The following is a 14,815-nucleotide window of genomic DNA, read 5'->3' on the forward strand; positions in this document are numbered from 1 at the left end:
GTTCTCCGTACCGATTTCGCTTCCCCGCAAAACCTCTGTAGAGTAGGACACGCGCTTTCCTCCGTAGCTCAATTGGCAGAGCATTCGACTGTTAATCGAAGGGTTACTGGTTCAAGTCCAGTCGGAGGAGCAAATAAATGAGGCCCGAACCGGGAATACCGGTTCGGGCCTCATTTTTTCATGTGGGTGATGCGGCGGTTAGTGCCTTCCGGAGTGCCGGTGTTTCTTCACCACCACGTCGAAGCTGCTGGTTCTCGTGTTCCCGGCGGCATCCGTGGCCGTGCAGGTGACCGTAGTCGTCCCCACGGCAAAGGTGCTGCCGCGGCGCGGGGAACAGTCCACCGGCACTTTGCCGTCCAGGGTGTCGATCGCCGAGGGCAACGGGTAAGCCACCTTCACCCGTCCGGCGCGCTTCGAATAGGCCACCACGTCCGGCTGATCGGCAATCCGGGGTGCCAGCACGTCGGCGGGCCGGGCGGGCAGTTTCGCGGGATCCACGATTCCCCAGTAGGCCGGCGCAGCCTGCAGATCATCGTCGAACGGAAGCGGCTGCTCCCAGGGCCGGGCCATCGGCCAGGTCCGCAGCCAGGTGCGGGCGTTGCTGATGCCCCAGACCGTCACCGAATCAATAGCCGAACTGTGCTTGCGCAGCATGGCGAACAAATCGCGGTAATAGTATCCGACTTCCGCGGCGGCGTCCTCGTCGTTCTCGAATGCCGGCTGGTACGGATCCACCGGGGCACCGTCCACATCCGCGCCCTGATTCTCGGTGGACGCGTTCACGTCGAGCTCAGTGATCGCCTGCATCAGGTCGGGATTGACCTTCTCCACGGCCTTGATCGAGTCCTCAAGCCACTGAACCGGACGTGCGACGTCGACGTGCGCCTGGTGGCCCACGCCGTCGATCGGTACGCCCCGGGCTTCCAGAGCACGAATCAGCTCGAGATAGTCGGCCCGCTTCTGGGGCATCTCGGTGTTGTAGTCGTTGATGAAGAGCTTTGCCTCCGGGAAGTACTTGTCCGCGAGACGGAAGGCATCATCGACAAAACGCTCACCGAGGACCTGGAACCAGCGGCTGTCCCGCATGTCGTGCGGGTTGGCCGTGTCACCGTCCGCAATGGTCTCGTTGACAACGTCCCAGGCCCAGATGGGGCTGTCCCCATCCGGGTAGCGGGCATTGATGTGATCTGCGATGCCCTTGATGTGCGCCTCCATGCGTCCCCTCAGCAGTGCCCGGTCGGACCGGCTGCTGGTCAGGTCACGGGTCCCGTCCTTGAAGAACCACTCAGGGGTCTGGGAATGCCAGACCAGCACATGTCCGTACACCTTGACATTGTTGGCGTCCGCGAAGTCCAGCAGTTGGTCCAGCTGGGTAAAGGTGAACTCTCCCTCCACGGGCTGCACGCTCTCGGGCTTGCCGGCGTTCTCGGGGGTAAAGGCGTTGAAGTGTTTCCGCAGGAGGTTCGCTGCGCTGCCCGCTGTCTCGCGTGCATCGATCGCCGCTCCCACATGCTCGATGCCCTGCAGGCCAAGGACATCTTTCAACCCGGGTATATCGGTCTGAACGGGAGGCTCAACAATCGCGGCGAGGCTGAAATCGTCCAGCAGGAAATCCACGCCGGCAGCACCTTCGATGTACACCTGTGCTTTGTCCGCAGCGGCACCGAGGGTATACGTCCCGGCAAGTTCGGTCCAGCCGTCGGAGGTGACCGAAGCTCCGGCACCGGCAACGCCTTCATAGGCACTCCCGCCGCCGTTGTCCCGCTGAATGGACATTTTCAGTGCAGCCGGCTGCTGGCCGGGAGCAAGCTTGGCCCAGACGGACATCTTTACGGCCGAGCCGACCGGCAGGGCGCCCGTGATGTCACGTGCGGCACCGTGCCAGTCCTGGGTCCGGTTACTCACCAGCAGGCTTCCGGAACCCGTGCGGGCGTCGGAGCTGAGGTTGACCGCGACTGAGTCCCCGCGCGCGGTCCAGCCATCGGTTCCGGTCTCGAAATCCGAAGACACACCGCCGGAAGGATCCGCCGCAGCGCCGCCCTGCGGAAGGTCGAACGTCCATCCCTGGGCGAGTTTTTCTGTCACGACCGTAGTAGCAGCCTTCACTGTGTTGGTCCGGTCCCCGCCGCCGACGTGCGCCAGCACCACCGCGCCCGGGGTGAACGCGGCACGGAGGTTTGCCGTGAGGGTGGCTTCGCTGAGGTCATTGCCGTCCCAGTCGAAGATGACGTTGCCCAGCCCCAGCGGCTGCATACCCAGCGCTGCAGCTACTTCGCCCGTGACTCCCCAGCTTCCGTTCGGTGCCCGGAAATAAGGGACCTGCAGGTCAGGCGTGCCTGCGGCTTCACGGATGATGCGGAGGTTTTCCAGGAGATCAGCTTCAATCTGTTCCTCCGTCCACGAGCCCATGTCCGCGTACGTGGTGCCGTGGTTGCACAGCGTGTGGCCCTCGTCGACCATGCGCTTCAGCAGCTCGGCTCCGCCGGGGGCTTGGATGTTCTGGCCGATGACGCAGAAGGTGGCGGTAATGCCCTTGTCCTTGAGGAAATCCAGGACAGCGGTGGTTTCACCGGGCTTGGGTCCGTCATCGAAGGTGAGCGCCACGGAGTTGCCGGTGCCGCGGGATGCTGCGATCGGCGTCGCTGTCGGGTTGTCGGCGCCCCCGGGGATAAAGGCAGGATCCGGGGTTGGCTGCCACGGGCCGCCGTCGTCGGGTTTCGGCACCGGATGCTTCAGCGTGTCCCGCAAGGCGTAGTACGCAGGCTTGCGCGTGAAGTCCTCCTCCATGACTGTCGCTTCACCCTCTCCGGCAAAGAAGACCGGAACCCACGAGTACTTGTCCGTGAAGCCCCAAATGGTGAATGAATTGCAGTCTGTCACTGACAGGCAGGCCTCAAGGGCACGCTGGTAATAGTCCGCCTGCTGCTCCAGCTGCTCAGCCGTCGGCTCGGTGCCGGGTGCAATATCCATGCGGACGTCTATTTCCGTAATTGCGGTTTCCAGCCCCAGGTCGTCAAAGCGCTGCAGATTGGCCTGCAGCTCTGAAGGGAAACCGTAACGGGTGCTCAGATGGCCCTGGATGGCAAAACCGTCAACCTGCACGCCCTGTGCCTGAAGCCGGGGGATGAGTTCGAGGTAGGCATCGCTCTTGGCGTTGATATCCTCAACGCCGAAATCATTGAAGAACAGCTTGGCCGCGGGGTCGGCCTCATGTGCCCAGCGGAAGACGTCGGCAATGATGTCCGGGCCCAGTTCACGAAGCCAAATGTTCTCGGTGACGCGCAGTGTTCCGTCGTCGTTGAAGATTTCGTTGGCTACGTCCCACTGCTGGATTTTGCCGGCGTACCTGCCCACGACAGTCTGGACGTGGTCCTTGAGGATTCCGCGCAGTTCTTCCTTCGAAAAGTTTCCCTGCTCCAGCCATTGAGGATTCTGGCTGTGCCAAAAGAGGGTGTGGCCGCGCACCACCTGCTTGTTTTTTTGGGCGGATCGGACAATGGCATCCATTTCCGTGAAGCGGTAGACGTCCTTTTCCGGATGGATGAATTCCCACTTTGACTGGTTCTCCGGTGATACCGAGTTGAACTCGGCGGCCAGCTGCCTGCGGTATTCCTTGTCGAACGTAAAAGGATCGGGGTAGTCCTGGGCCTCATGATGGCCTCCGCCCGCAACGGCGGAACCAATCTTGAAGTCCTTTGGGGCTGCCCGGCGCAGCGTGTCCTGTTTGGACTGGCCCGGAGGACGTTTTTCCTCCGGCTGCACGGCAAGCGCCGGAACCGCCGGCAGCAGCAGCGCCGAGGTTACAGCTAGAGCGGTTAATAAACGCGGAACCTTCATGACTCTCCTTTGAGTGCAGAGCGGCCAAATAAATGGCAGTGATCCGGCGCCGTTATGGGGAGAATCAAGAAAGCGCCGGGCGGGCAACGCTAAGAACGTTTCACGGCGGGGTCAAGGGTAATGCTGCTGCCGGCACCGGAAAACCCGTTGCCGGTTGCGGTTCCTATAAGAATCTTGATAAAGGCGAGCGTTCATGAGCTCCGCTGACCGGGCCGGAGCCTCGGAAGATGAGAGGCAGAACACATCACAATGTGTATAGGCACCCCCAAAACCCTGTATAGTAGAACTCGCGCTTTCCTCCGTAGCTCAATTGGCAGAGCATTCGACTGTTAATCGAAGGGTTACTGGTTCAAGTCCAGTCGGAGGAGCAAGAGGCCCCCTGGAAGGCAGAACATGCCTCCCAGGGGGCCGTTTTTTGTGCGCGGGGACCGCTATCCGCCGGACGCCGACCGTGAAGACTGTCTTCCGCGCGGGCCGGCCTGCAAGCCGGCGGTGTGGTGAAGTGCTTTTCGGCCCCGATTTCGGGTTCTGCTCTGCTGCGGGTCCACCCCGCAGCCGTAGAGTTTTAGGCAACGCGGCACCATGGATATTCTTCGGCGGGCTACGCCGGCCTGGGGCCTCGAATCCGAGGAGCGGCTATGGCGAGCAATCAGACGCGGGCAGAAGACGGCGGTCCCGAAAGCATCCACACCGGCCGTGTCCTGCTGGCCACCGGAGCCGCAGCCGTAGGCGGACTCCTCTTCGGTTTCGACAGTGCCGCCATCAACGGTGCGGTGAACGCGATCGGCGACACCTTCGGACTGGGGTCCGGGCTCCTCGGGTTCACAGTCGCCATAGCCCTGCTCGGCTCTGCGGTGGGCGCCTGGTTTGCGGGCAGTCTCGCGGACCGCTGGGGCCGGCGCCCAGTGATGGTGATCTCCGGCATCGTTTTTGCCGCCAACTCGCTGGGATCCGCGCTGGCCCAGAGCGACGTCGAGCTGATCCTCTGGCGCTTTGTGGGCGGTCTGGCCATCGGTGCGGCCTCGGTGATCGCTCCGGCCTACATCGGCGAAATAGCGCCCTCCCGCTGGCGCGGCGCCCTGGGCTCGGTGCAGCAGCTGGCGATTACGCTGGGCATTTTCGGCGCGCTCCTCTCGGATGCCGTCCTGGCAGACGACGGCGGCGCCCTCGCCGTGCACTGGCTTGGACTGGAAGCCTGGCGGTGGATGCTGCTGGTGGGGGTGGTTCCTGCCGTCGTGTACGGGATCCTGGCCCTCGTCATCCCGGAATCGCCGTACTACCTGGTCCGCAAGAACCAGCGGGCCAAGGCAGCCAGAATCCTGTCCACCATCAGTGGAGTGGAGGACACGGATTCAAAGATGACCGAAATCCAGCAGAGTTTTTCGGAATCCACCGGGAGTTACCGTGCCCTGAGGGGCCCTGCGCTGGGTCTGCAGCCAATTTTGTGGATAGGTATGGCTATTGCGGCGCTTCAGCAGCTCGTGGGCATCAACGTCATTTTCTATTACTCCACCACGCTCTGGGAATCCGTTGGCTTCAGCGCCTCGGATTCCTTTACGACGTCGGTCATTACCGCCGTTATCAACGTCCTGACCACCCTGGTTGCCATTGCCTTTATCGACCGGATCGGGCGTCGAAAGCTGCTGCTCACCGGTTCCATTGGCATGACGGTTGGTTTGCTGGCCACGGCCGTGTCCTTTTTCCAAGCCACCGGCACCGGAGACAACGTTTCGCTTCCGGCACCCTGGGGTGCCGTGGCGCTGGTTGGTGCAAATCTGTTCGTGATTTTCTACGGCGCGTCCTGGGGACCGGTGATGTGGGTGACGCTGGGGGAGATGTTCCCCACAACCATCCGCTCAATCGGACTGAGTATCGGCGCCATGGTGAACTGGATATTCAACTTCGCCATTACGCTGGCGTTTCCGTGGGTGAATTCGAACCTAGGGCCCGCCGCGGCCTATTCGGCCTTTACTTTCTTTGCCTTCATCTCTTTCTGGTTTGTCCGGCAGAAGCTTCCCGAGTTCTCCGGGAAGGACATCGACGACTCCAAACTCTCGCCGCACTGACAGGGTTCCGTTGGCCCATGTGTGTTCCCACGCCAGCCCAACATGCCTAGGGTTATGCGTAGGATTGCTAGGTTTGGGTCGGAAATTTTATTCACAACCATACGAGAGACAGAGGAACCTTCCATGGGCGCAAGCCAGCCAAAGCCTAATCCGGGCGAATCAGAGAAGGTGGCCCATCCCTTCAAGGTGATTGCCGTCACCGTGGCGGCAGCAGTGGGCGGCCTGCTGTTCGGGTTCGACACCGCGGTCATCAACGGTGCCGTTGATGCCATTGGCGAAGAATTTACGCTCAGTCCCGGGGTCCTCGGGTTCACGGTCGCCATCACACTCTTGGGCTGCGCCGTCGGAGCTTGGTTCGCCGGTCAGCTTGCAGACCGGCTGGGCCGGAAGAAGGTGATGGTTGGTGCCGCAGTCCTGTTTGCCGCCAACTCCATCGGTTCCGCCTATGCCTTCAGCGAGTGGGACCTGATGTGGTGGCGCCTGGTGGGCGGCCTGGCCATTGGTACCGCCTCCGTCATCGCACCGGGCTACATCGCCGAGGTTGCGCCGAGCAAATGGCGCGGGGCACTTGGCTCGGTCCAGCAGCTCGCCATCACCCTGGGCATCTTCGCAGCGCTGCTCTCTGACGCTTTCCTCGCGGATTCCGCCGGCAGTGCCATGGGACAGCTGTGGTGGGGGCTTGCCGCCTGGCGCTGGATGCTGCTGGTTGGCGTAGTTCCCGCGATCGTCTACGGCATCCTGGCACTGACCATTCCTGAATCTCCGCAGTACCTCGTCCGCAATAACCGGGATGAAGACGCAGCCAAGGTGCTCCGCTCGGTTTCCGGCGTGACGGACACGGACCTGAAAATCCGCCAGATCAGGGACAGCTTCAATAACAAGCAGCCCACCTTCCGCGATCTGCGCGGCCCGAAGCTGGGCCTCCAGCCCATCCTCTGGGTGGGCATGGCCATCGCCGCGTTCCAGCAGCTCGTGGGCATCAACGCCATCTTCTACTACTCCACCACCCTGTGGCGGTCCGTGGGCTTCAGCGAGAGCGATTCCTTCACGACCTCGGTGATCACCTCGATCATCAACGTGGTCATGACCGTCGTGGCCATTGCCTTTGTGGACAAGATCGGCCGCCGCAAGCTGCTGATGATCGGTTCGGCGGGAATGTTCGTAGGCCTGCTGATGGCCACCCTTTCCTTCTCGCAGGCAGAGGGCATGGGCGACAACGTGGAGCTGCCCGGCATGTGGGGTCCGGTTGCGCTGGTCGGCGCAAACCTTTTCGTGATTTTCTTCGCCGCCACCTGGGGACCGGTTATGTGGGTCACCTTGGGCGAAGTGTTCCCCAATAACATCCGGTCCCTCGCCCTGGGCCTGGGCGCCATGGTCAACTGGATCTTCAACTTCATCGTGACCCTGTCCTTCCCCTGGGTGAGCGATAACTTCGGGGTCTGGATCATGTACGCGATCTTCACCATCTTCGCCGTTCTTTCCTTCTGGTTCGTCAAGACAAAGCTGCCCGAATTCTCCGGCCGTGAGCTTGAAGACCGCGAAGGGCTGGAAACCACCTAGGCGGCTGCCGCCCTGTTCACAGTGTGAAAGCTGAGGAGAATGGTAATTTTGGATAATGGCAACGGCGAAGATTAATCAGGAGACGGAGGCAGGGCGCATGAATCGCTCCGCTAGCACACGAAGGGCCACGGGGAATTCCTCACTGGTCGGGTTGGCAAAGGTGATGGCCCGGCTGACCCCCCGCCAACTGAATGACGAACTAGGCCTGGCTACGGCCGAAATGAAGCAGAAGGGCATGAAGGCCGGCATTGCCGCCGCGTTCATGGTGGTGGCGCTGCTCTTTATCGCCGCCCTGGCCATCGCCTTGATTGTCGCGGCCATCCTCGGACTGGGCACGGTCATGCCTGGCTGGCTTGCCGCCCTGCTGGTGGCCCTGTTGTTCCTGATCATTGCTGCTGTGGGGGGATTCATCGGCTACAGCCGGTTCAAGAAGACCCTGCCGCTGCTGCCCGAAGAAGCAATCCACGGGCTGCGCTATGACCTTGGGGTCCTCAAGGAGGGCCGCAGCTTCGATCCCGCCACCCTGGAGAAGAAGCCGAAGGAACCCAAGGACAAGGACAAGGACAAAAAGAAGAAGGACCAGGAAGAGGACGGCCCCAAGCCGCCCACTCCCGAGGAACTGCGTACCCGCACCCGCCAGCGCCGCGAGCACATGGCAGCTGTCCGTGACGGCCTCGGTGAGAAAGCCGACGTCAAGGAACAGATCAAGGAACTCAAGGCCCGCCGTGCGGCCCAGCACCGCAAGGACGGATCCTCCCGCGGAGCCTCCGGCAGCGAGGACATCATGGCGTTGATCAAGGAACGCTGGCAGCCGCTGACCGTGCTTGCCGCTTCCCTGCTGGCCATGGTCATCATGATGCGCAGGCTCGCCAAAAAATAAGTCCCATCATCGCTGACAAGGGGAGTGGGCCGTGATCAGGTTGATCGGTGCAGGAACGCGTCCGGACCGTGTAACAGCGGAACTGGACACCTTCCGGACCGTTCCCAACCTGGTCACGGCCCTTCGTTTTCTCGGAGTGCCGCTGTTCGTTTGGCTAACGGTCCGTGAAGCCTACGGCCCGGCGTTTTTGACGCTGGTGGCGGTGGGTTCCACCGACTGGGTGGACGGCTATCTGGCCCGCCGGCTGGGACAGGTGTCCAAGACGGGCAAATGGCTTGATGCCGTCGCGGACCGCCTGGCCCTGATCATCGTCGCAGCCACGTTTGTGGTGGAGGGCATTGCCCCGGCATGGCTGGTCCTCTGCATCGTGATTCCTGACGCCGTCCTCATCCTCACCTCGCTGCTGCTGTTCCGCGGCAGCCCCGATCTTCCGGTCAGCAACATCGGCAAGATCCGCACGGCACTGCTGCTGCTGGGAGCCCCGCTGCTCCTGCTCCAGCGGGTGCCCGGGTTCGATTTCGGCTGGCTGTCCGCCGCCGGGACCGCCGTGCTGGCTCTGGGCTGCGCCGGCCATATCCTGGCAGCGGCAGGCTACCTGCAGGCTTCCCGGGCCAAGTTCGCCCGGGCACGCAGCGCGGTCGGCTGATGGTCGGAATAGCCATTGCCTGTGCTCTGGCAAGCGCCGTGTTTTTGGCCTTTGGCGCCCAGCGCCAGGGAAGTGCGGTCAGCGCCAACACCGGCGGGCTGGAACTGAATTCATCCCGGTTCCTGCGGCTGCTGCGCAATCCGAGATGGCTGCTGGGACTGTTTCTGCTGGGGGTCGGCACCGCGCTGAACGTCACGGCGCTGACACTGGCACCGCTGACAGTAGTCCAGCCGATCGGATCCATCGCCCTGGTGATCACCACTGTGGTCAACTCGCGTGACCAGGGGCTGCGGATGAACCGCATCACCGTGGCGTCGATTGTGGCGTGTGTGGTGGGAAGTGCCCTGTTTGTCTCCCTCGCCGTCGGCGTGACACGGGACGAACAGGAGGTCCGGCCTGCCCAGGAGCTGACCATCGTGCTGATCCTCGCGGTGGTCGTGGTGTTTTTCGGCACCATCAACGCTCTCTTTGGCCGGGGCATCGGCGCGATCGGGTTCATCGTGGGGGCGGGAGTCCTCTTTGGGTTCGTTGCAGTGCTGACCAAAGTGATTGCAGGCGACCTGCTCAACCCCAACGGCCGGTTCCTGCTCAACGTGCCCTGGTACACCCTCCTCGGCATCGCGGTTGCCGGCGGTCTCGGGGCCTGGTTCGTCCAGAGCGCCTATTCCAGCGGACCGCCGGACCTCGTTATCGCAGGCCTGACCGTCATCGATCCCATGGTGGGCATTGCCATCGGAATCGGCGTCCTGAACGAACTGGTGCCGGATGTGCCTGCCGTGGCTGCCGTTGCCATGGGAGTCGCAGCTTTGATTGCTATCGTGGGGGTCGTTGCCCTCTCCCGCTATCACCCCGACGTGATCCAACGCAGGGCAGAGGCACGGCGCCGGCAAAAGCAGGGCGCCGCAAAAACTCCGAAAGACCAAAAGAGGGACTCCCAGTGACCGACGACACATCGGCCGACAAACCGCTGACCATCCTCATAGCGTGCGACACCTATCCGCCGCACCTGAATGGTGCCGCCCAGTTTGGCTACCGCCTGGCCCGCGGGCTGAACGGACGCGGCCACGATGTCCATGTGCTGGCCCCCAACGACGTCGACGGCGGAAGCCGCTCGGACCTGGACGGCGAGTGGCCCGTGCACCGGCTCCGATCCCACGGCGTCCCCACCCATGAGTACTGGCGCATCTGCCTGCCGTGGGAAATCAAGAAGGAAATCAGCCTCCTCTTCGACCGGGTCCAGCCCGACGTCGTGCACATCCAGTGCCACTACATGGTGGGGGAGTACACCCTCTACGAGGCGGAAAAGCGCGGTATCCGCGTCATCGCCACCAACCACTTCATGCCCGCGAATCTTGACCCGTTCCTGCCGTTCCCGCGGTGGCTGAAGGACATTGTCGCCAAGAACTCGTGGAAGGACATGGGCAAGATCATGGGCCGGGCCGCTGCCGTCACAACTCCCACGCCGCTGGCTGCGAAGGCCATGCATGCCCATGCTTTCCTGCCGGACGTGCTGCCCCTCTCCAACGGCATCGACGCGTCGGTCTATGAACTGCAGCCGGGCGAGACGATTGAGCCGCACGAACATCCCACGGTCCTGTTTGTGGGCCGGCTGGCCGAAGAAAAGCACGTGGACGTGCTGATCGACGCAGTGGCCAAGGTTCCGGCGCATCTGCGGGTGCACGCCGAAATCATCGGCGGAGGCGAAGTCAAGGGCAGTCTGCAGGCGCAGGCGAAACAGCTGGGACTGGAAGGCCGCGTCGTCTTCCGCGGACTGGTCTCCGACGAGGAGCTGCGGCGGGCCTATCAGCGGGCGGATGTCTTTGTCATGCCCGGCACCGCCGAGCTGCAGTCGCTGGTGACGCTGGAAGCCATGTCCGCTTCCACCCCGGTACTGCTGGCCGATGCCATGGCCCTGCCGCATCTGGTGGATGCGGGCCGGAACGGATACCTGTTCCAGCCCGGCAACAGCGATGAGCTCAGCGAACGGCTGACCTCCATCCTGGAACTGGACCCGGCAGAGCGGACAGCAATGGGTGCACACAGCCGGTCCATGGTGGACCGACACAGCTTGGACGCCACGCTGGATACGTTTGAGGATCTCTACTACGGACGCCCGGTGGTGCAGGGAAGCATCTAGTTCCCTGCCGGGGGAACCCCGGATTGGTGGGACGGACGGAGGTGCCACTAGGATGGCTCTATTGCCCCTTTGGGGCACATGCGCCCCGAGGGGATCCCGGGGGCTGTAGCTCAGCTGGTCAGAGCAGCGGACTCATAATCCGTGGGTCGTGGGTTCAAGCCCCACCAGCCCTACGCAGGTGAAAGCCGCGGCACGAATTCTTCGTGCCGCGGCTTTTTTGCATCCGGAGGGACTAACGGCAGCGTGTTGTACATCATGTTACTCGTGGGTAACATGGGGGAACCCGGCCTTACGGCCCCGGATCACTGATGATCAGCAGCGAAGGATATTTCTTTATGGCAACCATCGACGCCAATAACCTCCCGTACGCGGACGGCGACTTCTACGCATTTGAGGATCTGCTCTCCGACAAGGAACGGGACCGTCTCCACGAAGTCCGTGCCTGGCTGAAGGCCGAAGTCACCCCGCATGCCGCTGATTGGTGGAACGCCGGGGAATTCCCGCACCACATGATCCCGAAGATCGCCGAGCTGGACGTCATGAGCCCGGTCTACCGCCAGGGCCACTCCAACCTTTTTGCCGGTCTCTGCCACGCCGAGTTCACCCGTGCGGACACCTCCTTTGCAACCTTCCTGGGCGTCCACGACGGTCTGTTCACCGGATCCATCGAGGCACTGGCCTCGGAGGAGCAGAAGGCCGCATGGCTGCCGGACATCTACTCCATGAAGAAGATCGGCGCGTTCGGCCTGACCGAACCGCTGGGCGGATCCGACGTCGCCGGCGGCACCCGCACCACCGCCCGCCGCGAGGGGGACAACTGGATCCTCAACGGTGAAAAGCGCTGGATCGGCAACGCCACGTTCTCCGACTGGGTAGTCATCTACGCCCGCGACCTTGCAGACAACCAGGTCAAGGGTTTCCTTGTGGACACCAAGACCGAGGGCTACAGCGCCACCAAGATCGAAAACAAGATCGCGCTGCGCACGGTACAGAACGCGGATATTGTCTTGAACAACGTGGTGGTCAGCGATGACTTCCACCTCAAGGGCGCCAACAGCTTCCGGGACACCAACAAGGTCCTGAAGGTCACGCGCCTCGCTGTTGCCTGGCAGGCAGTGGGCCAGCAGATGGCCGCCTTCGATGTGGCCCGCAAGTACGCCGTGGAGCGCCAGCAGTTCGGCAAGCCGCTGGCTTCCTTCCAGCTGGTGCAGGAGCAGCTCGTCAAGATCCTGGGCAACACCGTCGCCTCGCTGGGCATGATGGTCCGCCTGGCCCAGCTCGAGGACCTCGGCCGCGCCAAGGACGAACAGTCCGCACTGGCCAAGGCCTTCACCACCGCCCGCATGCGCGAGTCGGTGGCCCTGGGCCGCAGCATCCTGGGCGGCAACGGCATTGTCACCGACTACGGCATGGCCAAGATCTTCGCCGACGCCGAGGCGATCTACTCCTATGAGGGAACGTACGAGATCAACACACTCGTGACCGGCCGCGCCATCACGGGCGTAGCTGCCTTCGTCTAACCGGTTCTGCCGGTGCGGCCAGTCCCTGCGGGGACTGGCCGCATTTCTTTAACCGCTTCGAGCGGGCTTTATCCGCTGCTAACCGCTTCCGCTGCTAATCGCGCAGAGGCAGCAGGATGGACGGCCTGCGGTCCGTCACAAACTTCAGCGGATTGACGTACTCGCCGTGGAGCCGGACGCCCCAGTGGAGACAGGAGTCCGGGCAGTGGGACGCAGCCGTCGGTGCGGAAACAACGCCGATGGCTTCACCTTCGGCCACCCTGTCCCCGGGGGACTTTGCCGCGTCGACCGGTTCAAAACTCGCGAGCAGCCCCTCGCCCAGATCAACGGTAATGACCGGACGGTTGACCACCCACCCGGCAAACACCACTGTTCCTTCGTCAGGGCTGAGGACGGGCATCCCCGGCTGTGCGGCAAGGTCAACTCCACGGTGACCGCTCAGCCATCGCTGCGGCGGGGCCTTGAACGGTCGCACCACCCCCGGCACGGGGGAGATCGGCCAACTCCACGCCGGTTCATAGGCGGACGCGGGCTGCGCGGCAAGCCGGGGCGGCCCCAAAGCGCCGGAAGCCGGAGCGGTCCCGCTGCCGGGCAGCGCGGTGAGCACTGCGGTAAGCAGCGCCGCAAAGAGCACTGCGGCCAGGGCGGCTGGGAGCCCTGCCGAGCGAAGAACAGATAACCGGCCTCCCGCCCCGCCCGGGTGACGGCAGGATGAGAATATTCCCGAGGTTCGGGGCCAGCTCCGGAAAATGTCCATGGCTCATCGTGTGCCACCGGTCCGCCGTCGTCGGCCGTTCCGTGCGGCCTGTGGAAAACTCTGCCCCGCCGTCGCCCTCCGCGTCCTGGTGGAGGACAAAAGCCCGCGGAGGCTGGTGTATAGTTGACGAAGCAGTTTGCTGTGCCATGTTCCCTGCCCGCAGGGGGAAAGCCGACACGCGCTTCACCGAAGCGCAGGCGGTTTTCGGCACCGGAAACTGACTACGCGTGCCCCAATTATCCGTGTCCTTCTCTCGGGAAGCCGCGGGTGCCTTTCCATCGGTCCGGTAAGCCGGCAGGAAAGACATGCTGATTCAGCTGATGGGCGCCAGGAGCTTCGCCCGCCCGGGCGTACAGCTATCAACCGTCAATTGGCAGCAGGATCCATGTGCTTCGGCACGCCTACTGCTGCCGGAAGGAGTGACGACATGCCCGTCGTTACAATGCGCCAGCTGCTCGACAGCGGCGTCCACTTTGGACACCAGACCCGTCGCTGGAACCCGAAGATGAAGCGCTTCATCTTCACCGAGCGCAACGGCATCTACATCATCGACCTGCAGCAGTCGCTGTCCTACATCGACCGTGCCTACGAGTTCGTCAAGGCCACCGTTGCCCACGGCGGAACCGTTCTCTTCGTTGGTACGAAGAAGCAGGCTCAGGAAGCCATCGCCGAGCAGGCCACCCGTGTTGGCCAGCCCTACGTGAACCAGCGCTGGCTCGGCGGTATGCTCACCAACTTCCAGACCGTTGCCAAGCGCATCCAGCGTCTGAAGGAACTCGAAGAAATCGACTTCGACGATGTTGCCGGTTCCGGCCACACCAAGAAGGAACTGCTGCTGCTGAAGCGCGAGCTCACCAAGCTGCAGACCAACCTCGGCGGCATCCGCAACCTGACCAAGGCTCCGTCCGTGGTCTGGATCGTTGATACCCAGAAGGAACACCTCGCCATTGACGAGGCCAAGAAGCTGAACATCCCCGTTGTTGCCATCCTGGACAGCAACTGCGATCCCGATGACGTTGACTTCCCGATCCCGGGCAATGACGACGCCATCCGCTCCGTCAACCTGCTGACCCGCGTTATTGCCGACGCCGTTGCTGAGGGCCTGATCGCCCGCCACAACAAGTCCGGCAACACGGAAGCTGCTGCTGAGCCGCTGGCTGAGTGGGAGCGCGAACTCCTCGAAGGCGCAGCTGCCCCCGCCGCTGAAGAAGCTCCGGCTGCAGATGCTGCCGCTGAAGCAGCTCCGGCTGCAGAAGCTGAAGCTCCGGCCGAAGCTGCTGCCCCCGCCGCGGACGCAACAGAGAAGTAAATAGAAGTTCCTTGGATCACCGCTGCCTGTCAGCGGTGATTCGGGGTATCTGCTGGCGCGGCTGGCCGGATTTTCCGGCCAGCCGCTCTGGCGGAATCTCACC

Annotated in this window: 10 protein-coding genes and 3 tRNA genes; 11 read left to right on the forward strand and 2 right to left on the reverse strand. The window is 62.9% G+C overall.

Annotated features, from left to right (window positions below; genetic code table 11):
• The first annotated feature begins 57 nt into the window (after window positions 1–57).
• Window positions 58–130, forward strand: a tRNA-Asn gene (locus AC4D2W_RS12760).
• 68 nt (window positions 131–198) lie between these two features.
• Here AC4D2W_RS12760 and AC4D2W_RS12765 read toward each other — a convergent pair.
• Window positions 199–3,837, reverse strand: coding sequence for an endo-1,4-beta-xylanase (locus AC4D2W_RS12765; RefSeq protein ID WP_490927276.1), 3,639 nt, complete (start codon window positions 3,835–3,837; stop codon window positions 199–201).
• Window positions 3,838–4,132: 295 nt separating this feature from the next.
• Between AC4D2W_RS12765 and AC4D2W_RS12770 the strand changes: the two genes are divergently transcribed.
• The 9 genes from AC4D2W_RS12770 to AC4D2W_RS12810 all read left to right on the forward strand — a co-directional run bounded on the left by AC4D2W_RS12770 (window position 4,133) and on the right by AC4D2W_RS12810 (window position 12,646).
• A tRNA-Asn gene (locus AC4D2W_RS12770) sits at window positions 4,133–4,205 on the forward strand.
• A 270-nt stretch (window positions 4,206–4,475) separates the two neighbouring features.
• Window positions 4,476–5,903, forward strand: coding sequence for a sugar porter family MFS transporter (locus AC4D2W_RS12775; protein ID WP_490927277.1), 1,428 nt, complete (start codon window positions 4,476–4,478; stop codon window positions 5,901–5,903).
• A 123-nt stretch (window positions 5,904–6,026) separates the two neighbouring features.
• Window positions 6,027–7,463, forward strand: a complete 1,437-nt coding sequence (locus AC4D2W_RS12780) for a sugar porter family MFS transporter (protein ID WP_490927278.1) — start codon at window positions 6,027–6,029, stop codon at window positions 7,461–7,463.
• Between the two features lie 97 nt (window positions 7,464–7,560).
• On the forward strand, window positions 7,561–8,343 hold the full coding sequence (locus AC4D2W_RS12785) for a phage holin family protein (RefSeq protein WP_490927279.1): 783 nt from the start codon (window positions 7,561–7,563) through the stop codon (window positions 8,341–8,343).
• Between the two features lie 31 nt (window positions 8,344–8,374).
• Window positions 8,375–8,989: a CDP-alcohol phosphatidyltransferase family protein gene (locus tag AC4D2W_RS12790; protein ID WP_490927280.1), complete on the forward strand. Its 615-nt coding sequence runs from the start codon at window positions 8,375–8,377 to the stop codon at window positions 8,987–8,989.
• Window positions 8,989–9,930 carry a DMT family transporter gene (locus tag AC4D2W_RS12795; protein ID WP_490927281.1) on the forward strand — a complete coding sequence of 314 codons (942 nt, stop codon included), beginning with the start codon at window positions 8,989–8,991 and terminating at the stop codon, window positions 9,928–9,930. The genes AC4D2W_RS12790 and AC4D2W_RS12795 overlap by 1 nt, the downstream gene beginning before the upstream one ends.
• On the forward strand, window positions 9,927–11,126 hold the full coding sequence (locus AC4D2W_RS12800) for a glycosyltransferase (protein WP_490927282.1): 1,200 nt from the start codon (window positions 9,927–9,929) through the stop codon (window positions 11,124–11,126). The genes AC4D2W_RS12795 and AC4D2W_RS12800 overlap by 4 nt, the downstream gene beginning before the upstream one ends.
• Before the next feature lie 99 nt (window positions 11,127–11,225).
• A tRNA-Ile gene (locus AC4D2W_RS12805) sits at window positions 11,226–11,299 on the forward strand.
• Window positions 11,300–11,434: 135 nt separating this feature from the next.
• Window positions 11,435–12,646 (forward strand): acyl-CoA dehydrogenase family protein, encoded by a 1,212-nt coding sequence (locus AC4D2W_RS12810; protein WP_490927283.1) that lies wholly within the window; start codon window positions 11,435–11,437, stop codon window positions 12,644–12,646.
• Window positions 12,647–12,740: 94 nt separating this feature from the next.
• Here AC4D2W_RS12810 and AC4D2W_RS12815 read toward each other — a convergent pair whose 3' ends face one another.
• Window positions 12,741–13,280 (reverse strand): M23 family metallopeptidase, encoded by a 540-nt coding sequence (locus AC4D2W_RS12815; protein ID WP_490927284.1) that lies wholly within the window; start codon window positions 13,278–13,280, stop codon window positions 12,741–12,743.
• Window positions 13,281–13,830: 550 nt separating this feature from the next.
• On the opposite strand from AC4D2W_RS12815, the gene rpsB reads away from it, so the two are divergent.
• Entirely contained in the window at window positions 13,831–14,712 is an 882-nt protein-coding gene (rpsB, locus tag AC4D2W_RS12820; protein WP_490927285.1) for a 30S ribosomal protein S2, read from the forward strand.
• Window positions 14,713–14,815 lie beyond the last annotated feature (103 nt).

This window comes from Arthrobacter sp. TJ-58, from assembly GCF_058269295.1.